The following is a 23087-nucleotide window of genomic DNA, read 5'->3' on the forward strand; positions in this document are numbered from 1 at the left end:
GCCAGCGTTTCGTTTTCGAACTTGCAGCATCACTAATTAAACCATAAGAGGTGTGAGAACATGATTCGAAAGTTAACGGCAATCAGTCTAGCAATTGTCAGTACGCTGTCTTTCACGGCGGCAGGATCGTATGCCGATCCGCAGCCAGCGGCACAAGGATCCACCATTTCATGGCCGGATAAACAACAGCTTCCGACCTTCAAGCAGCCTAAGCAGCTGGAGGTTGCCGACATTTATGATGCTCCGGGCGATGTGAAGCTTATGCTGTCTACCTTGCAGGGGATCGTCAACCGTAAAGAGCCCCGTATTTACCTGCTGGAAAGCAAGGAAGAGGGCAAGTACAAATGGCTGAATGATCTGGACGTCGACTATAAAGTGCGTGACGATTATTTCGACCTTTTGAAAAAGTTCCAAAAAGAAGTAAAAGGTATCATTGTCTATGATCCTAACGTACCGGATTCCGTAAACGTGGCAACAACGCTTGCCGGACTTCGCGATGGCGTGGCTGTAAGCCCTGAGCTCGCCGCAAAGCTGCAAGCTGCACCGTATAATCTCAAAGTAATCGAGGATCTTCAAGGCAAATTCAAAGACCGCGTAGATGCTTATACATGGGAGTACGAGAATTTGTGGAAGGAAACAAGCCACCGGATGCTGGTTGGTTTGAGTCCGGAAGTATCCGCGCGCCCGCCTGCGAATCAGCCTGATACTTACAAGGTTGTAGCGCAGGAGAAAACGGAAGAGCGCGATGCCAAGAACCGTCAAGTATATGATCTCGACTTGTCTTCGTTTTTGGCAAAGCCTGATGTGTATGTGAAGTTCGGGGATGCTTTCACCCAGGATGGCTGGGGATCGGCCGTTCACGAAATTACGGTGAAGGCTGACGGCGTAGAGGTTGCGCATTTCCTGCCGGGTACGGATGCAGAAAAGCCTTTCCTGTATGACCCGCAAAGCTCCCAGGTCTCTTCGGGCAGCGGCGGCCACCGCTTTGCGGATGGCGGCAACTACTTCACTTACAAGTTCACGCCTCCTGCCGGCACGAAAGCTCTGACCATGTCGGTTGAGATGTGGAACGAGTACAAGGTGAGCGCGACCAATGACCAGCCGTTCTCTTCCCTGACGAAGGAGCCATATGGTTACCTGCGCGATTATGCTGTAGCGAACAAAGCGATGGTCTTCTGGCTGGATTCCAATGATCCGGCGGAGAAGGAATTGTTCGAGAAAATCCTGTCCGATGTGAAGCCGGGAACTCCGTACCTCGGATGGTTCAGCAACGATTTCCAAGGAGAGTTCAGCGGCGTAGAGGTTGCTTCGAATCATGGCGTATACGTGCTTGCGGCGGACTGGTTCAGCAATATGACCGTGTTCTCCGGCACAAAGCCGGAATTCTCGAAGCCTAAAGCTCCGAAGCCGGTGAAGCTCGATAACAAAATCTACGTAACGTATACCTTCAGCGAAGGCGACAACCTGCAATATAACCAGCATAGACTGCGGAATTTGTGGGATGATCCAAAGCGCGGCCAGGTGCCGATCAACTGGACTTCCAGCCCGCTGCTCTACGATGCCGCTCCTGCCATGCTGAACTACTTCTATGGCACGGCAACGGCTAACGATCAGATTATCGCAGGACCTTCCGGAGCGGGTTATTTCTACCCGGCAGCTTGGCCGGAGAAGGCTCTTACCGATTATCTGAAAAACACGAAAGACTACCTGAAGAAAACCGGCATGAACATTCCGTATGTGCTTAACCGTCTGAATGGTGAAAACCTGCCGCTCAGCAAAGCGAACAATGCGGCATACCGCGATCAATATGAAGTGCCTGGTCTGTTCATCGGCTGGGATAACTTCACAAAGGTAGACATTGTAGACGGTGTTCCTACGTCCAACATCCAAGGCGTAGGCTCCGTAAACGATACGAAAAAAGCTCTCGCCGATGCCAAAGCGAAATGGGACGGCAAATCGCCGCTGTTCGTATCCCTCGGCATCCTGGCATGGGGCATGACGCCAACGGATCTGGCGAATGTCACAGCCGAGCTTGGTCCTGAGTATCAAGTTGTGCTGGCGGACCAATACTTCTCGCTGATCCGCGATGCCAATGGCTTGAAAAAGTAACCCGATCTAATCAAAGACCTCCGGGGTTCTCGGAGGTCTTTGATTATGTCCGCGTGTTAGCGAGCGGACCGTCACACCCTCGTCCGCTCGTTCCGCGTATTTGCGTGCGAATCGTCACACCCTCGTCCGCTCGTTCCGCGACTTTGCGTGCGAATCGTCACACCCTCGTCCGCTCGTTCCGCGACTTTACGTGCGAATCGTCACACCCTCGTCCGCTCGTTCCGCGTATTTGCGTGCGAACATTCACTCCCGCGTCGTTCTAGTCCCGCTAACGAAACGTAGTATCGTTATTTGCCAGAATTAAGCTGCACTCGGATTCTAACGAAACTGAGTAACGCTATTTGGCTGATTAGAGACCATATGAGGCACGAAAGCAGCAAATAACGATCTGTAGTTTCGTTAGAATTTCAAAATCCCCAAAATCGGGCGAATAGCGATACATAGTTTCGTTAGCCGATGGCCGCAACGGGGGATCTGCCGCGTCAGCTGGTGGCAATGCATATTACTGGAGTATCGCACGCGATCCATTTTAGGCGTACCGTCACAATTCTCCCTAGACTCTGATCATCGCACCAGTCCCATCCGCCAGCAACCAAACCTGGAACATTTTCAGTAGCTCGTCGCGCTAACGAAACGTAGTATCGTTATTTGCCCGGAAATCGGTTGCATTCGGATTCTAACGAAACTGAGTAACGCTATTTGGCTGAATAGAGACCATATGAGGCACGAAAGCAGCAAATAACGATGTGTAGTTTCGTTAGAATATCAAAAGCCCCAAAAACGGGCGAATAGCGATACGTAGTTTCGTTAGCCTTTTGGAGCAGCAGCATTAGCTTAGCAGCAGTAACAATAGCAGTAGTAGCATTAGCAGTTATTCGGTCGGTGAGCAGACCATCATCAGACCCGTAAAGCGTAAGTACGGTACCGCTGTTTGCCGCTGGCTACTCTTAGAAGCCGAAGTTCAACCAGTCTGATTAGGATCCTGCGTGCATATTGGTCCGAAACACGCAGATGGGCAGCGAGCTCCGATGGCATAAACGGCCGCAGCAGCCTTCTGGCGTAACGGATGGTCTCCGCTTCAAGACATCCCAACGACTCCGGCACATCCGTCGCAATAAATTTACCTATAAAGGAAAGCACGAGCTGCTGGCAGCGTTTAGGTTCATCAACGATGGAGAGGTAAGCGAGCGGCAGAAACACCCAGTTATCCAATGCTAACAGGCAATGTCGCCAGCACAGATCCTTAAACCGCCGCACATCCAGATCCCGGGCATGAGGCCCGTAGCCTTGGATTTCTATGCCGCCTTTTGCGTCTCCGCCCGGCATATAAGCCAAATCGAGATAGCGGTAACCGTTATGGAAGTCTTGCACTTCCCATTCCGGATACAGGTGTTTAAAGCTTCCGGCGGCCGGGAACCAGACTAAACGCAGAAATTCTATCGTGCCATGCCCCAGTCCTTTCTCCAGTAATTCACGTCTTCGTTGGTTGTCTTCCTCGCTAATCATGCCCTGCATCCACTCGTCAAAGGCTTGTTCAAATTTGATCATTTCCAGCACATCCTTTTCTGAAAATAGTCATGAAGACAAACAAAAACGCCGCTTCGAAATCGTCTTATCACGGAGATAAAACGAAAATCAAAACGGCGTGTGCTTCACGACCAACTATTTATTAATAGTATAAATTAATAATAAATGAGAAACAAATCGCTCTTTTATGAGAAAAATGAAAGAATTTCTAGCGTATTTCAGCTTTTCTGTGAAAATGTTAATCCAAACTTCATATTTGCATGTGGTACAATTACCCAGAGCATGAATGGTTCAGGGCTTTATACCTACATTTATTTGAGGAGGTATATATGATCATACATAGCATGCAAAAATCTGTGAAGATCATGTCTTGTGTAATGGCTTTAGCGCTTCTCTGGCTTAGTGCTGGACCGCTTGCAAGCGTTTCTGCAGCAGAAGCGGGCGCAACGGTTCGGGTAAACGGCGAGAACGCGAAGCTGTCAGATTCCATTATTACACAAAAGAACAGAATGTATGTACCGGCAGCGCGAATTGCTACAATGCTTGGCGCCGAGGTCAGCTGGGACAGCAATAACGAAGAACTTACAATAGATACAGCCTATAATGATGAAGTTGTATTCGGCAACGGCGTACCGGTCGTGTATTTCAACGGCAGCCGCTACAAGATGGATGCGGTGCCGTTCATGGAAGACGGCAGAATGTATGTGCCTCTCCGCCAGCTGGCTGATACGCTCCACGCAGATCTTGCTTGGGATACCGATTCGAATACGGCAAAGCTGACTGATGTGGACCGTGCGGCCGTAACCGATGAATACGGTCTTGCCGAGATCAGCAAGGAGTACGGAATCAGCGCTGCAACTTTGCTCAAGCGCAACGGATTAAACAGCAAGGAACAGGTAAAGCCCGGAACAAAATTAAAAGTCGTTATCCCTTCATTCCTGGATAATCCGGCCTCATCTTTTACGCAAAGCGATTTAACGCTGCTTGCGAAGATTTCCCAAATTGAAGCAGGCAGAGACTCCTACGAAGGACAGCTTGCCATTGCGAATGTTATTCTGAACCGGGTGAAGGACTCCCGTTTTCCGGATTCCATTCACGATGTAATCTACTCCGGCAAGCAATTCCCTCCAGCCCACAACGGGCTGCTAGACAAGAGCAAACCGAACGCAAGCGCGCTTCGCGCAGCTAAGGATGCCTTGAACGGGAGAAATAATGTATACGACGCCGTTTATTTCTATAATCCTAACGTCACTAGAGGGGCGTTCTGGAGCAACCTCGAGGTTGTAGCCAGAATTGGCGGACATAACTTCGCAAGATAATAGGATATGATATTTCAAATGCATCTCATGTAAATGAGGTGCTTTTTTCTTTTTTTACTAAGGATTGACAATATATAGCCCGATATATAACATATGTTATATAATAACTGTTATTTAATGAAGGGGATTATGCATGCCTCCAAAAGCGGAAATGACCAAGGAAAAGGTGCTAGCTGCCGCGTTTGAACTTGTGCGGGAACAAGGGCTGACTGCATTGACCGCACGCAGCGTAGCCCAGAAGCTCGGCTGCTCGACACAGCCGATTTACAGCGTATACGGCAACATGAACGATCTGAAAGACGATGTATATGAAAAGGCAGTACAATTTGCCCTATCCAGCATGAAAGCGTACGAGAATGACAGCAATGTGCCGGTACTCAATCTGGCGATTGGCAGCCTGCATTTCGCCCAAGCGGAGAAGCAGCTGTTCAAAGCGGTATATCTATCCGGTCATAAAAAGTACACAAGCCAGAAAGACAAATTTATTGCGGAAGAAATGTATACCGCCTATTTCCGCAGCCGTGGGCGCTTGTCTCGGATTTCCGACGAAAAGCTTCGAAAGATCGTTAAGGCATTGTCCGTTTATTTAATCGGGCTAGGAACGATGATCAATACGAATACGCTTGACCTCAGCATTGAAGAAGCAACGGCGATGATTCAGGATATGTACGAAGCATTATTAATGAAGGAGGACCAACAATGATTAAGCCGGGAGCATGTGTTGGTACTGGTGGTTGTGCGGAAGTATACGAATGGGGCGATGATCGGGTGCTCAAGCTGTTCCGTTCCGACACGACAAGAGAAGCGGTATCTAATGAGTTTCGAAGCAGCATGGTTGCATGGGAAGCAGGCTTGCCTGCTGTCAGACCGTACGAACTTATGGATTACGAAGGAAGCTGCGGCATTATATATGAAAAACTTGCTGGGCGATCAATTAAGGAGCGACTCTTTGCTCCCGAGCATCTTGAGCGGGATGTCCGCTTGGATGTTATGGACAGCGACGTACGCGTTATGGCAAGGATGCTGCATGCTATTCATCAGATAAAAACGCCGGCCGGCTTAAATGGCCAGAAAGATGATTTGAAACGCTCGATTGCCTGGCCTGCTTATCTAAGCAACGGCGAGAAGCAACGGGTATTTGCTTATCTGGACAGCCTGCCGGATGGAGACCGCCTCTGTCACGGCGACCCTAACCCTGGCAATTTCATGATACACAATGGAAATCCGGTTATGATTGATTGGATGAACGCTACAGTAGGCAATCCGTTAGCTGACATCGCGGAGTTTATTTTGATTTTTATTGCCTATGTGTGGCCTCCTGAAACCCCTGCTTCATTAAAAGATTATTTCCAGGCCCACCGCAGTAGGATTAATGACATTTTCTTGGATGAATATAAGAGGCTGAGCGGAGTTACCGATGAAGAGATTGATGCCTGGATTCTTCCGGTTGCTGCCCGCAAATTATCGGCCGATGCCTTGCAGGAAGAGGAGAAAAAGCATCTTACAGCCATAATTAGGGAAAAATTAAGCCGAATAGGTCCGGATACGCAGCTTTATAAATAAAAGTGATTAATATTACAGAATATCTTATAGACATTTTTCGACTAACACATTGAACCTTACGAAAGCCTGCGTTAGTATTAAGTATAGTAAAAACAGAGTATCGAAGTCGGATTTTATAGATTGATGTGAGGTGGATGTTGTTTGCAACTTCAAGTGACGAATAGTCCGTTTACAGGCGAGCAGGCAGAACTGCTTAACAAGCTGCTCCCAACTTTAACAGGATCTCAAATGCAATGGTTGAGCGGTTATTTAGCTTTTTACGGCGCGGGCAATAACACGGCTCTGGCATCGGTTGCCGCAGGAGCCGCTGTTGCGGAAGCGCCTGTGACTGCACTTACTGTAGTACCTGCCGTGCCGCAGGGTCCTAAGGATGCTACCATTTTGTTCGGATCGCAAACAGGCAATGCGCAAAGACTGGCCGGCCGTCTGGCTGAAAAGCTGAAAGCCCAAGGTTTTGAAGTAACGTTGTCGGCGATGAACAAGTTTAAGACCAACAAATTAAAAGAAGTCGGATATTTGTTTATCCTCGCAAGCACGCATGGCGAGGGAGATCCGCCGGATAACGCATTAACGTTCTATGAATTCCTGAATGGCAAACGCGCACCTAAGCTGGATGGCATGAAGTTCTCCGTTCTGGCTCTTGGCGACACATCGTACGAATTCTTCTGTAAAACAGGCGCAGACTTTGATTCCCGTCTCGCTGAGCTTGGCGCTGAACGTATCGTTGACCGCGTGGACTGCGACGTTGATTTCGAAGATGCGGCAGCCGGCTGGCTTGCGGCAGTTAGCGGCGCGGTTAGCGCTGCACCATCGGCAGCGGCGGCTCCGCAAGGAGCAGCAGTATCGGCTTCTCCGGCAGCAGCCGGCGAGTCCGAATACTCCCGTTCGAATCCGTTTATGGCCGAATTGCTGGACAGCTTGAACCTGAACGGCAGAGGCTCCGATCGCGAGACACGCCATTTGGAGCTGTCGCTCGAAGGCTCCGGTCTGACTTATGCGCCTGGCGATGCGGTTGGCGTATACGCGCAAAACGAACCTGCTTTGGTAGACGACATCATCACGCTTCTTAACTGGAATGCGGATGAAAAAGTCGTAACGGGTAAAGCCGGAGAGACTTCAGCGCTGCGTGAAGCTCTTCTCCACCATTATGAAATCACGGTATTAACAAAGCCGCTGCTGGAAAAAGCCGTTGCTTTCTCCGGCAATGCCAAGCTGGCTGAGCTTGTTAAACCGGAAAATAAAGAAGAACTGAAGGCGTATTTGAACGGACGCGATCTGCTTGACCTGCTCCGCGATTTCGCGCCTTGGACGCTGAAAGCGGCGGATGTCGCAAGCCTGCTCCGCAAGCTGCCTCCACGTCTTTATTCGATCGCAAGCAGCATCGAAGCGCATCCGGAAGAAGTGCATCTGACCATCCGCAAGGTTGAATATGAAGCGCATGGCCGTGACCGCAAAGGCGTATGCTCGGTATTTGTATCCGAACGTTTGCAGCCTGGCGACAAGCTGCCGGTCTTTATCCAGCAGAATCCGAACTTCAAGCCGCCGGTTAGTCCGGAAACGCCTGTGATCATGGTTGGTCCTGGCACTGGTGTTGCTCCGTTCCGCGCCTTCCTGGAAGAGCGCGAGGAATCGGGTGCCGATGGCCAAACTTGGCTGTTCTACGGCGACAGACATTTCGTGACGGACTTCTTGTACCAGACGGATTGGCAGCGCATGCTGAAGGACGGCGTATTGTCGAAGCTGGACGTAGCATTCTCCCGTGATTCGGATGAGAAGGTTTACGTGCAACACCGCATGCTGGAAAACGGCGCTGAGCTGTACAAGTGGCTGGAAAACGGCGCTCATGTTTATGTCTGCGGCGACGAGAAGCACATGGCGCATGACGTTCAATCCGCGCTCCTGACGATTATCGGCCAATACGGCGGCAAATCGCCTGAGGATGCGGCAGCATACCTGTCGGCTTTGCAAGAGCAAGGACGTTACCAACGCGACGTATACTAGGCGCTCGATCGGCAGCGCATAGCAAATAGATAAGTATGGACCCATTACATGGGGCAAAGGAGCTAACAGCAATGGCAAAGAACCATAAAGTCGAGCCCGTCGGCGGACCGCCGAGCGACGTGGAACATCTGAAACTCGAAAGTAACTATTTGCGCGGCTCGTTGACCGACTCGCTGGCAAACCGGATTACCGGCGGCCTTCCTGATCTGGATAACCGACTTCTGAAATTCCACGGCAGCTATATGCAGGACGACCGCGATTATCGCAACGAGCGCGAGAAGCAAAAGCTCGAGCCTTATTATCAATTTATGCTTCGCGTCGTTACACCGGGTGGTGTAGCGACTCCGGAGCAATGGCTTCTGATGGATAGCCTAGCTGACAAATACGGTACAGGCAGCCTGAAGCTGACTACGCGTCAAGCTTTCCAGCTGCATGGCGTATTGAAATGGAACCTGAAGAAAACGATTCAAGAAATCAATGCGGCTATGCTGTCGACACTGGCTGCATGCGGCGACGTTAGCCGTAACGTGATGTGCAACCCAAATCCGTACCAGTCGGAGCTTCATAGCGAAGTATTCCACTGGTCCCAGCAGCTTACATCGCATTTGGCGCCAAAAACGCCTGCTTACCATGAAATTTGGCTGGATGGCGAGAAGGTAGTAGACGGTGCGGAGCAAGGAGAGGTTGAACCGATCTACGGTCCGGTCTACCTGCCTCGTAAATTTAAGATCGGCATTGCCGTACCTCCTTCGAACGACGTGGACGTGTACTCGCAGGATCTTGGTTATATTGCGATCCTTGGCGAAGACGGCAAGCTTGCCGGCTTTAACGTTTGCGTTGGCGGCGGCATGGGCATGACGCATGGCGATACGGCGACTTACCCGCAGCTTGCAAAGGTCATCGGCTTCGTAACGCCTGATCAAGTATTGGATTTGGCTGAAAAAGTCGTAACGATTCAACGCGACTACGGAAACCGTTCCGTACGTAAATACGCTCGTTTCAAATATACGATCGACCGTCATGGCCTTCCTTGGTTCATGGATGAATTGCAAGACCGTCTGGGCTGGGAGCTTGCGCCTGCCCGCGAATTCCACTTCGAGCATACGGGCGACCGTTACGGCTGGATTAAAGGCAAAGACGGCAAATGGAATCTGAACTTGTATGTTCAAGCCGGCCGTGTGGTAGATACGGAAGATAATAAGCTGAGATCCGCACTTCGCGAAATTGCCAAGATCCATACGGGAGATTTCCGTTTAACGGCTAACCAGAATCTGGTTATCGCGAACGTTACGGCTCAGAAGAAGACAAAAATCGTTGCTCTTCTGAAGGAATTCGGCATTGCGGAAGGTTCGAACTATTCGGCGCTCCGCCGCAGCGCATTGTCCTGCGTAGCGCTTCCAACCTGCGGTCTTGCCATGGCCGAAGCAGAGCGTTACCTGCCGTCGCTGATCGACCGTCTTGAGCCAATCCTTGCAAACGCAGGACTCCAGGATCAAGAAATCAACATCCGGATGACTGGCTGCCCGAACGGCTGCGCGCGTCCGGCGCTTGGCGAAATTTCGTTTATCGGCAAATCGCCTGGCAAATACAACATGTACATGGGTGCAGGCTTTACGGGCGACCGCCTCAGCAAGATGTACAAAGAAAACATCGGCGAAGACGAAATCATTGATACCCTTACGCCAATCATTGATCGCTATGCGTCTGAACGCAACAAAGGCGAGAATTTTGGCGACTTTGTAATCCGTGCGGGTTATGTGAAAGCTGTAACGGACGGAACAAACTTCCACGACTAACAGAAAAGCGGCGCAGAGAACAAACTCTGCACCGCTTTTTATTTTTTACCTCTTATAGGGAAGATTCAAGACGGGGACCCTCAGGAAGTTCTGGATCGCAATCGCGCATGCGCCAAGCACGCAGGATTTTTTCCCAATGGTAGAAATCTTGATTTCCCGGTAGTGGCTGACTCTGGAGTTCAAATTCGATTCAATATGCTGCAGGGAGTCCGGATAAATCCGCAGTAATTCGCTGTCCAGAACAACAACCTCGGGATTATAAATATTGATAATGTTATTTAGGCCGATGGACAGATAATAGATGAACTGCTCAATTAGCTCCGTCGCATCCGGTTCCTTCGCTTCGATCCAGTTCCCGATTTGCGCGTAGGTGATGTCCGCGTCAGGCTTCTTGGCACGCAATAGTTGGAAGACGCTTGTCTCGGAAGCGTATTTCTCCCAGCAGCCTTTATTGCCGCAATTGCATGGAAGGCCTCCGGGAACAACAATCATATGGCCGATCTCCCCGGCAAAGCCGTCCTGTCCCCGGAAGAAGGAGTGGTTAATCATCATGCCCATCCCTATTCCGGAATAGAGTGTCACGCTTATCAAATCGTCAGTCTCGTGGTGAAAAAAAACGCGTTCTGCAAAAGCGCTGAGATTCGCGTTGTTCTCCAGCTTGACCTGCAGCCCAAGGGCGTTCTCCAAATCACTCTTCAGCGGTACGTCATGCCAGCCAAAGGACGGGATATAATGAATCACTTCATCCGTTGAGACAAGGCCGTGAATGGCGATTACAATGCCGATAATACCGTAACGGCTGGCAGCGAAGCGCTCCTGATAATGCTTGATCTGCCCGGTCAGTAAGGACAAGATATCTGCATAAGCATGGCTTTGCAGTTTAATGGTGTCGGTCAGGACAAGAGAGCCTTTAAGATCCGAGATCGCAAAGGATATCTGATCATACTCCAGATCGATGCCGATCGCGTAGCCGGCCTCCGCATTGATGGACAGCATAATTGGCTTGCGGCCGACCTGATTGTATTCGATTTCTGTCTCGATAACCAATTCCTCGTCAAGCAGATCCGCGACCTGACCCGATACCGTTGCCCGGGTGAGGGCGGTTACTTTGGAGACGTCGGCTCTCGAAAGCATGCCTTCCTTCAAAATTTCTTTCAGAATCAGAGAGCGATTCATTTTCTTTATATAAGAAGCGTCGCCGGTAATCATTTTTTTCCTCCTAAAAAGAATCGTCACACGCTTTTTGTGACGATTCTTGCATCGTAAGCATAGTAGCATAAATACGGAATTGACAATGGAGAAAGTGCTTGTTACATTTATAATACAATTAATTTGTTCATTAAACAAACAAAATATAAGAGCGAAAAAAGGAGCGATGACAGGATGGGTATTTTGCAGGATCTGGTCAAGGATATTCCGATTCCGCGCATGGCTAAGGTGAAAGTGAATTTCGACGATGCAAAAATTGAGGATATCGCAAGCGAGCTGCTGCCGAAGCTTCAGCGGGAGCAAATTACAAGCCGCGTCAAACCGGGCATGGAGATTGCAATCGCGGTGGGCAGCCGCGGACTTGACCGTCTGGTGGAGATAACGGCGGTAACCGTGAAGTTCCTGAAGGATGCCGGAGCGAAGCCTTTTATCGTGCCAAGCATGGGAAGCCATGGCGGAGCAACGGCGGAAGGTCAACGCGAAGTGCTTGCTCATCTGGGCGTAACGGAGGAAACGGCAGGATGCGAGATTCGCTCTTCAATGGGAGTTGTACAGCTTGGCGAGCTTCCGAACGGCCTTCCCGTCTATCTGGATAAATTCGCTGCCGCAGCGGACGGCATTGTAGTGATTAACCGCGTGAAGCCGCATACGGCATTTAGAGGCAATGTGGAAAGCGGTATCATGAAGATGATCAGCATCGGTCTTGGCAAGCAAAGAGGCGCGGAGGCGTGCCATCAGCTTGGCTTCAAATACATGGCGGAGAATGTTCCGGCTATGGCAAAGCTTATTATGGAGCAGAAGCCGGTATTGTTTGGCGTAGCGTCCATCGAGAATGCTTTTGATAAAGTCAGGTTCATCGAAACGCTTACGCCGGATGAAATCGTAGAGCGGGAGCCGCAATTCCTCGCCCAAGCGAAAGAGCTGCTGCCGAAGCTGTTCTTCGACCAGCTGGATGTTCTCATTATTGATCAAATCGGCAAGAACATCAGCGGCGACGGAATGGATCCTAACATTACGGGCCGTTATCCAACTCCTTACGCTCATGGCGGGCCGGACGTGAACAAAATGGCCGTGCTCGACCTGACGCATCAGACGGAAGGCAATGCAAACGGCGTTGGAACGGCGGATTTTACGACGCAGCGTCTCGTGGACAAGATGGATCTGGAGAAAACGTACGCAAACGGTCTGACTTCGACGGTTGTGGCGCCGACCAAGATAGCCACTACGCTTCCTAATGACCGTGAGACGATTCAGGCGTCGATTAAGACCTGCAATATTCTGCATTTTGACCAGGTGAAAATGGTGCGGATCAAAAACACGCTGGAGATTGGCGAGATTGAAGTCTCGGAAGCTCTCCTGGAATACGTGAAGCATCATCCGCGCATGGAAGTTGTAAAGGATTTGTATGACCTTGATTTCAATATCGATGGAAACTTGTTCTAGATCAGAGTCAAAGGGGATAGAAGAGATATGACGACTAACTTATTTGATTTGACGGGGAAAACAGCGGTTGTAATTGGCGGTAACAGCGTACTTGGTTCTTACATGGCAGCAGGTCTTGCCGCTCACGGCGCTCATGTTGCGATTGTTGGACGGAATCTCGAAAAGGCACAGGATGTGGTAGACTCCATTATCAGCGATGGCGGCAGCGCAAAGGCGTTCCAGGCTGATGTATTGTCGAAGGAATCGCTGCTTAAGGTACAGTCGGAAATTGAAGCATGGAGAGGCGGATGCGACATTCTGCTGAATGCTCCGGGTAAAAACAGCCCAACTCCATTCTTCGAGCTGGAAATGGAAGAGTGGGATGACATTATGGACGTCAACCTGAAAGGGATCGTGCTGACCTGCCAAATCTTCGCGAAGCGGATGATCGAGCAGCAGCGGACGGGCAGCATTATTAACATTTCGTCCGTATCTTCAACAACTCCGTTATCCAAAGTATTCACTTATTCGGTATCCAAGGCCGGTCTTAACAGCGTTACGCAATTTCTCGCCCGCGAATTCGCGGAGCAAGGCATCCGGGTTAATGCCATTATTCCGGGGTTCTTCCCGGCTGAACAGAACCGTAAAATATTAAGCGAGGAACGAGTTGCTTCCATCATGCGTCATACGCCGATGAACCGGTTCGGAACGCCGGAGGAGCTTCAAGGCGCAGCGGTATGGCTGGCTTCGGAGAAAGCATCGGGCTTCGTAACAGGAACATTGATCCGCGTGGACGGCGGTTTCGGCAGCATGACGATCTAGAGAGGGGAATGGAAGTGCCAACTGAAAAATATGTTGCCCTGCAGGACATTCTTCGCGAGATGGGATCGGTTGTGGTTGCTTTTTCCGGAGGGGTGGACAGTACCTTTCTGTTAAAAGCGGCGGTGGAGACGCTTGGAACGGGGAACGTGCTTGCCGTCACGGCCGATTCGGAGACTTATCCGACAAGCGAGCTGGAAGAGGCCAAGAAGCTGGCGAAGCAAATCCGCGTACAGCACGAAGTCATTTCGACTTCGGAGCTGGCCATTCCGGGGTATGCGGAGAACAATAAGAACCGTTGTTATTTTTGCAAAAGCAGCTTGTTTGATCACCTGTATCCGCTGCTCGAAGAGCGTTCTTTCGCCAATCTCGTGTATGGCGTTATTGCGGATGACAAAAATGAACATCGTCCCGGCATGCAGGCGGCCAAGGAAAGAGGCGTGAGAGGGCCGCTTCTGGAGGCGGATTTATATAAACAGGAAATTCGGGAACTGTCGAAAGTTTTCGGTCTGCCGACATGGGATAAACCTTCCTTCGCCTGCTTATCCTCAAGGATTGCTTACGGTGAGAGAATTACGAACGAGAAGCTGCTGAAGGTGGAACGTGCGGAAGCCTACTTGAAATCCCTCCATATTCGCCAAGTTCGCGTGCGCACTCACGACGAGATTGCTAGAATAGAGGTAGAACCTGGCGACATGCCGCTAGTCCTCGCTCATCACGAGGAAATCGTGGGGCAGCTTCAAGCCTTCGGTTATAAATACGTAACCCTTGATCTGCTCGGATACAAGAGCGGCAGCATGAATCGATCGCTTAATTTATAAGGGCAAGCCGTTTATGCTTGAGGAAAAGGAAGGAATATCGAATGTCAAACTACGTCATTGGGCTTGATCTGGGCACAACCAGCGCCAAAGCCTGTATCTTTAACCGCATTGGCCATCTTGTTGCGGAGGCGGAGGTGCTTGTTGACTCCGAATACCCGCAGGTAGGCTGGGTCCAGCAGGATGCGGTTGCTATTGAACGCTCTGCCGTTCTGGCCGTGCGGAATGCGATTCAGAAAGCAGGGATCGGAAAGGACGATATTGCCGTCCTCGGATTTTCCGCGGCTATGCATTCTCTTGTACCGGTAAGCGGAGAGGGTAAGCCGTTATCCCCTGCTTTGATTTGGTCGGACGGCAGGGGAACGGATCAGGCTGAACGTCTGACAGAGGAAGAACGTCAACGTTACTACGCGAAAACGGGTACGCCTATCCATCCCATGTCGCCTTTCCTGAAGCTGCTGTGGATGAAGGAAGCCGGCTATGAGCCGTACCATCAGGCAACCTATTTTATGTCGATTAAGGAATATCTGATCTATTGCTGGTTTGGCAAGCGGGTTATCGACTATTCGATGGCTTCCGCTACCGGATTGTTTAACCCGTATACGCGGGAGTGGGATGGGGAAATGCTGGATTTGGTTGGTATTCAGGCAAGCCAGCTATCCGAAATTGTTGCTCCTACGACCCTTCTAGGTACGATAAACAGGGAGATTGCTGAAGAAATGGGAATCGCTCCGGAGCTGCCTGCGGCGATTGGCGCCGCAGACGGCCAGCTGGCTAATTTGGGAATTGGCGCGCTGCTGCCCGGGGAGGTTGCCGTATCGGTCGGGACAAGCGGAGCCATCCGCCAAGTAACTCATGAGGCGAAGGTCAGCAGCCGCGGCGAGACGTTCTGCTATTCTTTTACCGAGGATTCCTATATTATCGGCGGACCTACGAACAATGGCGGCATTGCGCTCCAGTGGCTGAAGCAGCTTCTGAATGATCAAGGCAGCTACGAGAGCTTCCTTGCGGAGGCGGATAAGTCAGCTCCCGGAGCCGAAGGCCTGCTGTTCCTTCCGTATATTAACGGGGAGAGGGCGCCGCTGTGGAATCCACGGGCAAGAGGCAACTTCTACGGGATGACCGTTGCCCATACGAAGGCGCATTACGTTCGCGCCGTGCTGGAAGGCATTACGTTTAATCTGTATCAGATTGGACGGGCCTTGGAGCAGCTTGCCGGTCCTTCCCGTAAAATTTACGTCAACGGCGGTTTAGCGCGTTCGCCGTTCTGGCTGCAGATGATGGCGGATATTTTCGAAGCGGATATTTACGTTTCGGAGAATCACCACAGCGCGGCTTGGGGAGCCGCCTGGATTGGGCTGGTCGCTATCGGGGAAGAGAAGGATCTGGCATCGATCAAGTCTAATATCCCGATGGGGGAAGCGGTGAATCCGAATCCCGAGAACAGCAAGGTTTATAAAGCCATTTATGATCGCTACGAGAAACTGGCAGCAAGTATTGCAGCATTGTTCTAAAGATCCGAAAAGGCTTAAGAGGTGAATACATGCTTGAAGAAGTGCTAAGACAGGTACAGGACGGCAGGCTTAGCGTGGAGGATGCTTCCAAGCTGCTGGCGACGTTCGAGAATTTGGGCTTTGCGAAGGTAGACCATCACCGGAAAAAGCGACAGGGCTTCCCTGAAATCATATATGGGGAAGGCAAGTCGACAGAGCAAATCATCGGGATTGCGAAAGCTTTGCAGGCGCAAAATCATGAGGTGCTTATTACCCGCGTGTCTCGGGAAAAAGCGGACCGGATCCGGACCGAGTGCTCTGATTATCAATATGATCCTGTAGCGAGACTGCTGTTTTGGAAGCATGCGGACAATCAGGAGAGCAAGCTGAAAGGGTATGTTGCTGTTGTGGCGGCAGGCACATCGGATCTGGCTGTTGCCGAAGAAGCGGCTGTAACGGCTGAAGTTCTGGGAAGCCGCGTACGCCGTTTCTACGATGTTGGGGTTGCAGGCATTCATCGCCTGCTGCATCATGCGGAAGAGATTCAGCAAGCCTCCGTTTCGGTCGTGGTTGCCGGGATGGAAGGGGCGCTGCCAAGCGTTGTAGGCGGACTTGTCGGTCATCCGGTTATTGCGGTTCCGACAAGCGTGGGCTACGGTGCCAACTTCAACGGACTGTCGGCACTTCTCACCATGCTGAATTCATGCGCCTCCGGCATCAGCGTAGTCAACATCGACAACGGTTTTGGCGGCGGTTATAACGCCGCGCTTATCCATCAGCTTATAAACAAAGGAGCCGCTGGCCTATGAAAACCTTATATATCGATTGCTTCTCCGGCATTAGCGGAGATATGTTTATCGGCGCTCTCCTGGATGCGGGAGGCGACGCCGCCCAGCTGCAGGCAGAACTGAAGAAGCTTCAAATCAGCGACGAATACGAGCTTACCTGGAAGCATGTGATGAAGAACGGCATTAAAGCTTTGAAGTTTGATGTCGAGCTGAAGCATGAGGGTCATGGGCACAACCATGCTCATGATCATAGCCATGGGCATGCGCACGAGCACCATCATGACCATCACCATCATTCGCATAGTCATGATCACGACCACGGCCACAGCCACAGCCATTCGCATAGTCATGATCACGACCATGACCACAGCCACTCGCATAGTCATAATCACGACCACGGCCACAGCCATTCGCACGATCATGATCACGACCATGGCCACAGCCACTCGCATAGTCATGATCACGACCATGACCACAGCCACTCGCATGACCATGGTCATCACCACCATGATCATCGGGCGTACAAGGACATTGTCCAGCTTATCGGGAAGTCTGCCTTGACGGACGCGGTTAAGCAAACCGCGCTTCAGATCTTTAAGAAGATTGGCGAGGCCGAAGGGAAGATTCATGGCCTGCCGCTGGAACGGGTTCATTTTCACGAGGTAGGCGCGGTTGATTCTATCGTTGATATTGTTGGCGCTGCAATTCTGCTTCACCAGCTGCAGATTACAACGGTGAAATGTGCGCCCGTACCGGTTGGAGTCGGCAAAATCCGGATCGATCACGGTATATATCCAGTGCCTGCGCCGGCAACGCTCGAAATGCTGAAAGGCATTCCGATCGAGCAGTCGACGATCCGTGCGGAGCTTACGACTCCTACCGGCGCAGCTTTTGCGGCAGTGCTTGCCGAAAGCTTTGGACCTATGCCTTCCTTCAAGGTAGAGGCAATCGGGTATGGCGCTGGAACCAAGACGTTCCCGGATCATCCGAATGTTTTGCGCGTTGTAATTGGCGAATAGCTGCAGGGGACAGGAGTCAGACGAAATGTACAATCAGCCGGCATATGAGCATGAAGACAGCGGAATGATCAAGCTCGAAGTGAATCTGGACGATATTTCGGGCGAATGGCTCGGGTACGTGATGGACTTGCTGTTTGAAGCGGGCGCTAATGACGTATTCTACACGCCGATTTATATGAAGAAGAATAGGCCGGGAACGATGCTTCAGCTGTTATGCTCGCAGGACAAATTAGAGGCGATGAAAGCGATCTTGTTCCGCGAGACAACGACGCTGGGCATCCGCTATTATCCGCTAACCGTTCACCGGCTGGAGCGTGTATTCGAAACGGTCCATACCGAATGGGGTCCGGTCACGGTCAAAAAGGGCCTGTATAACGGAGAGGTTGTCCAATGGGCGCCGGAATATGAGGATTGCAGAAAAATCGCAAGCGCGCTTGGCATTCCTCTTAAACAAGTTTATGATAGAGTTCGGATGGAACATAATGGTTAAATGGTAGAGAGACAGGAACGCTTGGGAGGCTATATTGGATGGGGAGTTTAATAACGGTTCTGCTTCTTGGTCTGGTGCTTGGCATCAAGCATTCCATTGAACCCGACCACATTATCGCGGTATCGACGATGGTGAGCAATCAAAAGAAGCTGTGGCGTTCAACGTTAACGGGAATCTTTTGGGGCATCGGTCATACAAGCACGTTATTTATCGTAGGAATGGTGCTCGTTCTCTTAAAGGGAGAGCTGCCGGAAGTATGGGCGTTGTCGCTGGAGTTTCTGGTAGGTGTAATGCTCGTTTATTTAGGTTATAAAAATGTCGTGTCGGTAAAGCGCGCTTATCAGCATTCCCACCGGCATGACAAATCCTCTCTCATTAAAGTGACGGTAATCGGCTTTATCCATGGTCTTGCCGGAAGCGCGGCGATGGTTATTCTGACCTTGTCAACGGTAGAGTCGGTATGGGAATGTGCTCTGTACATTATGGTATTTGGCGTCGGAACGATCACGGGCATGCTGATTTTCACAACGATTCTGGGCATTCCGTTTGTATATAGCAAAACAAGCGTAAAGCTGAACCGTGGTTTGATGCGTGCTGCGGGCACGGTGAGCTTTTTGTTCGGCCTTTATTATATGTACAACCTTGGGGTTACAGAAGGGCTGTTCGAGTTATGGGTCAAATAAATGACAGGCAACATGATTACGGTAAATGACTAGAAGACGTTACTTTCTCGTACCGGGAGAGCAACGTCTTCTTTTTTGTGTCGAATAAATTTCTCCCTCTCAAAACCTTATAACGTTATAATATCCCCTCATAATGGAATTTTCCACCTTACCTTAATCCGGTTCCTGTTCCATGATGGATTTACTAGAAATTAACAACTTAAAGTCGCTAATGCATGGTGGTGATGAATGGGAGATTGCTTACGTTATGCAGCAAAGTGACTTGCAGCAGGGTATAGCAGCCGGCCGAGCTTAAAATCCAATCCTAATTCAAATCCAATATTAGAGGTGAAATAATTGAACTTATCGATGATGAGAAGATCTTTATGGAATCTCCCTTTGTTATTAGTGGTTTCAATTCTTACCGGAATATTAGCTTTTGCACCTAATGCGCTTGCGGAGGAAGAGCAGGCCGTATCTGCCGCGCATACGGGACCAACAAATCTGCGTATTGCCCAAGACGAGAATGGCAAGGATCTCGTTACTCATAATACAGCGAAAATCGCATGGGATCTGATAGGCGACGAGACCAATAACAATGATATCGACATCTGGAACGCGGATACCGACGCTTGGATGACTTGGGGAGACCGAAGCAAGCAGGAAATAGGCGGGTTAACGCCGGAAACGACTTACCGGGTCTATATTACCTGGTATGCGGACCGCCCTTCGCTGGACTATAAAAGCAATATCATCGAGTTTACCACCGCACCCGATGCAAGCGAATATCCCGATCCGCCGCTTGCTCCTCCGGGACATCTCCACACCACCGCGATTACCGATAACAGCATCACTTTGAAATGGACCGGAAGCCCCGGCGCAAACGGCTACGATCTGTATGTGAACGGCGCCTGGAAGCAAGGCATATGGGACGGTTCCAATACGGTAACGTACACGCTTCCCGAAGGAGGCCATACAGCCGGTACCGCGTATAAGTTTGAGGTTGGAGCCCAGAACCTGCCGAAGGTATCGGCGAATAGCAACGCCGTAACGGTAACATGGGGCGGGCTGGCAGCTCCAAGCGGCTTGCAGGCGGTAACCGCAACCAGAACGACGGCAGCGCTTGGCTGGGCGGAGACTCCGGGTGCCACCGGTTACGATATTTACGCAAACGGCCAGCTTATCGGCTCTAGTATCGAGAACCGTTATGTTGCTTCCGGTCTTCAAGAAGGAACAAGCTACGCCTTCAAGGTTGCAGCGAAAAACGCGGCTTGGCGCTCGGCAGACAGCTCGCCGATTACGGTTGTTCCGGGAGCCGATTATAATATCGTCACGTATTATACGCTTTGGTCTCCGAGCAGTACGGGGCGGAACTATCATCCGTCTGACGTGGATGTCTCGCAAATTACTCACGTGAATCTCGCTTTTGCGGACCTTTGCTGGAGAGGTTTTGGCTCAGGCGCTGCAGCTTGTCAGAATGCCGTTGTTCCAACGCAAACCGATTATGTCTATGACGGCGAAATGATTGTCGGGGATCCGTCGGTTGACTTGGCGCTCTTCGAGGAATGGGCAGCGATTCGGGATGCGAACCCGCATCTGAAGCTTCTGATTTCCGTCGGTGGCTGGTCTTGGTCGAATAACTTTTCGAATATGGCCAGTACGGAAGAAACCCGGCGCGCCTTCGCTAATTCGGTTGTGAAATTCCTCCGCGCCTATAAACTCGACGGAGTTGATATCGACTGGGAATACCCGGTTGAAGGCGGCGAGGACGATAATTCCCGGAGCCCGCTGGATAAGGAAAACTTCGGGCTGATGGCGCAAGCCGTAAGGGAAGCGCTGGATGCGGCAGGCTCGGAAGACGGCAAATATTATTTGCAGACGATTGCATCGGGCCAAGGTGATAATTTTGTAGTCAATTCGGATCTCGGCGAAGCCTCGGATTATCTTGATTTTATCAACATCATGACTTACGACTACAGCGGAAGCTGGGATACGCTCGCCCATCATAACTCCCCGCTTTATTATGACAAGAACCATCCGAAGGATTACGCGAAGCGCAACAACGTGCTTGGCGCCGTGCTTGCCGAACTGAACGGAGGGGTACCGAACTACAAAGTGAATATAGGCATTCCGTTCTACGGCAAAGGCTGGGTTGGCTGTGAACCAAGCGGCCAATATCAGACATGCGCGAGCGGGACGCCATTCGGAACCTGGGAAAACGGTATATTCGATTTTACCGACATAGAGGAGAATTACTTGAATGATGAGGGTTTCGAGCATCAATGGAATAACGAAGCCAAGGTTTCATATTTGTACAATGCGGACAATGGCGTATTCCTTACCTATAATGACGAGTCTTCTATGATGTATATTGCTTCGCTCGCGAAGTCTCTTGATTTGTCCGGCGTCATGAGCTGGGATATTAGCGGGGACCGCAACCGGACGTTAACGACAAGGCTCGCCAAGGATCTTCCTATTACGGGTGTGCCCGATCCCAATGCACTGTCCGCGCCATCCGGCCTGCAGGCCGCATCCATCAGCAGCGGAAGCATCAAGGTCAAATGGAGCGCTTCCGAACATGCGACGGCTTACGAAGTCTATGTAGGGAAAGTGTTAGCGGGAACAACCGCGGGTACGGAGTTTGATGTGACGGGGCTTACCCCTGACACAAGTTATGCGGTTGAGGTATTGGCCATTCAAAAAGACAACGATACGCTCGTAAACGTATCGGCCTTCAGTACTCCGCTGAACACCAAAACAGCGCCGGTGAAGACCACACCGTATGAACCGGTGAAAGGGCAGGAGGGCTTGCATACGCAGGTTACAAAAGACGGCGATAAGGTATTGGTCAATCTGCCAAGCGAAGCCGCGCTGAAAGAAATTGCTTCGGCTGCGTCTTCAACGTTCCCGATTATTGCCCAGGGCGATGGCAAGCAGCTTGAGGTTTCTTTGCCAAAAGAAATTACGGCGGCAATCGCGGCTAAAGGCAGTGACTCGGTTATTGTTGTCCGTTGGAAAGGCGCGGCATTCTCGATTCCGGCAGCCGCTTTGCCGGCGGGAACGGATATCCGGATCTCGATGGAGACCCTGGATTCGAAATTGCTGCAGCAAAGCGGTATCCCGCTTGTGACGGCCCCGCTGTCCTTCAGGATAGAGGGCAAACAGGCGAACGGTGCATTTAATGAAATCACGAATTTCGGTGACTATTTCTTATCGCATAGTTTTACCGTAAAAAGCTCGGATATTAACAAAGCTCAAACAGCAGGGGTCGTTTATCTGCCCGAGTCGAATGAGCTTCGCCCGGTTCCGGTGTTGTTCACGGACAATGCCGATGGTACGGTATCCGCGGAATTGAAGAGGAAAGGCAATAGCGTTTACGGTCTGGTGAAGACGACAGTTTCCTTTACGGATACTCTGCCAGGCTGGGCTCAGCAGGATGTATGGCAGGCAGCTTCCAAGCTGATCGTGAGCGCAGACGCTGACGGCAAGTTCAACGGAGCGCGCGATCTGAATCGTGCGGAAGTAACATCGCTTATCGTAAAAGCATTAGGTATCCTGCCTGACTATTCAAGCGCAGGTACGGCATTTAAGGATGTAGCCGCAAATTCCGCTTTTGCGGCGGATATCGCGGCGGCGAAGAAGGCCGGTCTGGTCAACGGGAAAGGAAGCGGTCTCTTTGATCCAACGGCTGCAATCACTCGTGAAGAAACGGCGGTTATTCTGGCGAAAGCATTAGCTTATGCCGGAGTAACAACGCAGGCGGATTCCGCCGTGCTGAACCACTTCGCGGACCGCTCAAAGGTGTCCGGCTACGCGGATCCTTCGCTTGCTCTTCTCGTCGAACGCGGAATTATGAAAGGCGTTTCGGCGCATAGCTTAGCTCCTCGGACAAACGTCACCAAAGAGCAGGCAACGGTGCTAGTGATGAAGACACTCCGGTCCGCCGGATTGTCGAACTAAACGGTAAACCGCCCGAGAATTCGGGCGGTTTTTTCTTTTTCCTGCCGCGGGCTATACGCGAATACATCTGCAGACTGATTTACCAGTAAAGG

The 23087-nt window shown here is 50.9% G+C and carries 17 protein-coding genes; 15 read left to right on the top strand and 2 right to left on the bottom strand.

Features of this window, described 5'->3' with window-relative positions; genetic code table 11:
- The first annotated feature begins 60 nt into the window (after positions 1–60).
- Complete coding sequence (locus PJDR2_RS09170) at positions 61–2109, top strand: GxGYxYP domain-containing protein (protein ID WP_015843388.1); 2049 nt, start codon at positions 61–63, stop codon at positions 2107–2109.
- An 897-nt stretch (positions 2110–3006) separates the two neighbouring features.
- On the opposite strand, the gene PJDR2_RS09175 is transcribed toward PJDR2_RS09170, so the two are convergent.
- Entirely contained in the window at positions 3007–3657 is a 651-nt protein-coding gene (locus PJDR2_RS09175; protein WP_015843389.1) for a hypothetical protein, read from the bottom strand.
- A 308-nt stretch (positions 3658–3965) separates the two neighbouring features.
- On the opposite strand from PJDR2_RS09175, the gene PJDR2_RS09180 reads away from it, so the two are divergent.
- The 5 genes from PJDR2_RS09180 to cysI all read left to right on the top strand — a co-directional run bounded on the left by PJDR2_RS09180 (position 3966) and on the right by cysI (position 10315).
- The gene (locus tag PJDR2_RS09180; protein ID WP_015843390.1) at positions 3966–4955 is read left to right on the top strand and encodes a cell wall hydrolase; all 990 of its coding nucleotides are present in this window, start codon (positions 3966–3968) and stop codon (positions 4953–4955) included.
- 133 nt (positions 4956–5088) lie between these two features.
- Entirely contained in the window at positions 5089–5658 is a 570-nt protein-coding gene (locus PJDR2_RS09185) for a TetR/AcrR family transcriptional regulator (protein WP_015843391.1), read from the top strand.
- Positions 5655–6518, top strand: a complete 864-nt coding sequence (locus PJDR2_RS09190; RefSeq protein ID WP_015843392.1) for a phosphotransferase family protein — start codon at positions 5655–5657, stop codon at positions 6516–6518. The genes PJDR2_RS09185 and PJDR2_RS09190 overlap by 4 nt, the downstream gene beginning before the upstream one ends.
- Positions 6519–6659: 141 nt before the next feature.
- Positions 6660–8519, top strand: coding sequence for an assimilatory sulfite reductase (NADPH) flavoprotein subunit (locus PJDR2_RS09195; RefSeq protein WP_015843393.1), 1860 nt, complete (start codon positions 6660–6662; stop codon positions 8517–8519).
- A gap of 71 nt (positions 8520–8590) precedes the next feature.
- Positions 8591–10315: an assimilatory sulfite reductase (NADPH) hemoprotein subunit gene (gene cysI, locus PJDR2_RS09200; protein ID WP_015843394.1), complete on the top strand. Its 1725-nt coding sequence runs from the start codon at positions 8591–8593 to the stop codon at positions 10313–10315.
- A 45-nt stretch (positions 10316–10360) separates the two neighbouring features.
- Here the strand turns inward: cysI and PJDR2_RS09205 are convergent, their stop codons facing one another.
- Complete coding sequence (locus tag PJDR2_RS09205) at positions 10361–11524, bottom strand: ROK family protein (RefSeq protein ID WP_015843395.1); 1164 nt, start codon at positions 11522–11524, stop codon at positions 10361–10363.
- 174 nt (positions 11525–11698) lie between these two features.
- Between PJDR2_RS09205 and PJDR2_RS09210 the strand changes: the two genes are divergently transcribed.
- The 9 genes from PJDR2_RS09210 to PJDR2_RS09250 all read left to right on the top strand — a co-directional run bounded on the left by PJDR2_RS09210 (position 11699) and on the right by PJDR2_RS09250 (position 22995).
- Positions 11699–12967: a lactate racemase domain-containing protein gene (locus PJDR2_RS09210; RefSeq protein ID WP_015843396.1), complete on the top strand. Its 1269-nt coding sequence runs from the start codon at positions 11699–11701 to the stop codon at positions 12965–12967.
- 27 nt (positions 12968–12994) lie between these two features.
- Complete coding sequence (locus tag PJDR2_RS09215) at positions 12995–13768, top strand: SDR family oxidoreductase (RefSeq protein WP_015843397.1); 774 nt, start codon at positions 12995–12997, stop codon at positions 13766–13768.
- Between the two features lie 8 nt (positions 13769–13776).
- Positions 13777–14586 carry an ATP-dependent sacrificial sulfur transferase LarE gene (gene larE / locus PJDR2_RS09220; protein ID WP_041613387.1) on the top strand — a complete coding sequence of 270 codons (810 nt, stop codon included), beginning with the start codon at positions 13777–13779 and terminating at the stop codon, positions 14584–14586.
- A 41-nt stretch (positions 14587–14627) separates the two neighbouring features.
- The gene (locus PJDR2_RS09225) at positions 14628–16097 is read left to right on the top strand and encodes a gluconokinase (protein ID WP_015843399.1); all 1470 of its coding nucleotides are present in this window, start codon (positions 14628–14630) and stop codon (positions 16095–16097) included.
- A 29-nt stretch (positions 16098–16126) separates the two neighbouring features.
- Positions 16127–16885, top strand: coding sequence for a nickel pincer cofactor biosynthesis protein LarB (gene larB / locus PJDR2_RS09230; RefSeq protein ID WP_015843400.1), 759 nt, complete (start codon positions 16127–16129; stop codon positions 16883–16885).
- A complete protein-coding gene (locus PJDR2_RS09235) occupies positions 16882–17883 on the top strand; it encodes a LarC family nickel insertion protein (RefSeq protein WP_041613388.1) in 1002 nt (333 codons plus the stop codon). Before larB ends, PJDR2_RS09235 begins: the two co-directional genes overlap by 4 nt.
- A gap of 25 nt (positions 17884–17908) precedes the next feature.
- Complete coding sequence (larC, locus tag PJDR2_RS09240) at positions 17909–18373, top strand: nickel insertion protein (protein ID WP_041613389.1); 465 nt, start codon at positions 17909–17911, stop codon at positions 18371–18373.
- 38 nt (positions 18374–18411) lie between these two features.
- Positions 18412–19056 (top strand): HupE/UreJ family protein, encoded by a 645-nt coding sequence (locus PJDR2_RS09245; protein ID WP_015843401.1) that lies wholly within the window; start codon positions 18412–18414, stop codon positions 19054–19056.
- A 336-nt stretch (positions 19057–19392) separates the two neighbouring features.
- Entirely contained in the window at positions 19393–22995 is a 3603-nt protein-coding gene (locus tag PJDR2_RS09250; protein ID WP_015843402.1) for a glycosyl hydrolase family 18 protein, read from the top strand.
- The last annotated feature ends 92 nt before the right edge of the window (positions 22996–23087 follow it).

This window comes from Paenibacillus sp. JDR-2 (assembly GCF_000023585.1).
Classification (GTDB): Bacteria; Bacillota; Bacilli; order Paenibacillales; family Paenibacillaceae; genus Pristimantibacillus.

Bases quoted from the DNA above. Each gene is read 5' to 3' on its own strand.
- PJDR2_RS09205 (WP_015843395.1), bottom strand. From the start codon at position 11,524: ATGATTACCGGCGACGCTTCTTATATAAAGAAAATGAATCGCTCTCTG.
- PJDR2_RS09190 (WP_015843392.1), top strand. From the start codon at position 5,655: ATGATTAAGCCGGGAGCATGTGTTGGTACTGGTGGTTGTGCGGAAGTA.
- PJDR2_RS09245 (WP_015843401.1), top strand. From the start codon at position 18,412: ATGGGGAGTTTAATAACGGTTCTGCTTCTTGGTCTGGTGCTTGGCATC.
- PJDR2_RS09175 (WP_015843389.1), bottom strand. From the start codon at position 3,657: ATGATCAAATTTGAACAAGCCTTTGACGAGTGGATGCAGGGCATGATT.
- PJDR2_RS09225 (WP_015843399.1), top strand. From the start codon at position 14,628: ATGTCAAACTACGTCATTGGGCTTGATCTGGGCACAACCAGCGCCAAA.
- larB (WP_015843400.1), top strand. From the start codon at position 16,127: ATGCTTGAAGAAGTGCTAAGACAGGTACAGGACGGCAGGCTTAGCGTG.
- PJDR2_RS09185 (WP_015843391.1), top strand. From the start codon at position 5,089: ATGCCTCCAAAAGCGGAAATGACCAAGGAAAAGGTGCTAGCTGCCGCG.
- PJDR2_RS09215 (WP_015843397.1), top strand. From the start codon at position 12,995: ATGACGACTAACTTATTTGATTTGACGGGGAAAACAGCGGTTGTAATT.
- PJDR2_RS09210 (WP_015843396.1), top strand. From the start codon at position 11,699: ATGGGTATTTTGCAGGATCTGGTCAAGGATATTCCGATTCCGCGCATG.
- PJDR2_RS09170 (WP_015843388.1), top strand. From the start codon at position 61: ATGATTCGAAAGTTAACGGCAATCAGTCTAGCAATTGTCAGTACGCTG.
- cysI (WP_015843394.1), top strand. From the start codon at position 8,591: ATGGCAAAGAACCATAAAGTCGAGCCCGTCGGCGGACCGCCGAGCGAC.
- larC (WP_041613389.1), top strand. From the start codon at position 17,909: ATGTACAATCAGCCGGCATATGAGCATGAAGACAGCGGAATGATCAAG.
- PJDR2_RS09235 (WP_041613388.1), top strand. From the start codon at position 16,882: ATGAAAACCTTATATATCGATTGCTTCTCCGGCATTAGCGGAGATATG.
- larE (WP_041613387.1), top strand. From the start codon at position 13,777: ATGGAAGTGCCAACTGAAAAATATGTTGCCCTGCAGGACATTCTTCGC.
- PJDR2_RS09180 (WP_015843390.1), top strand. From the start codon at position 3,966: ATGATCATACATAGCATGCAAAAATCTGTGAAGATCATGTCTTGTGTA.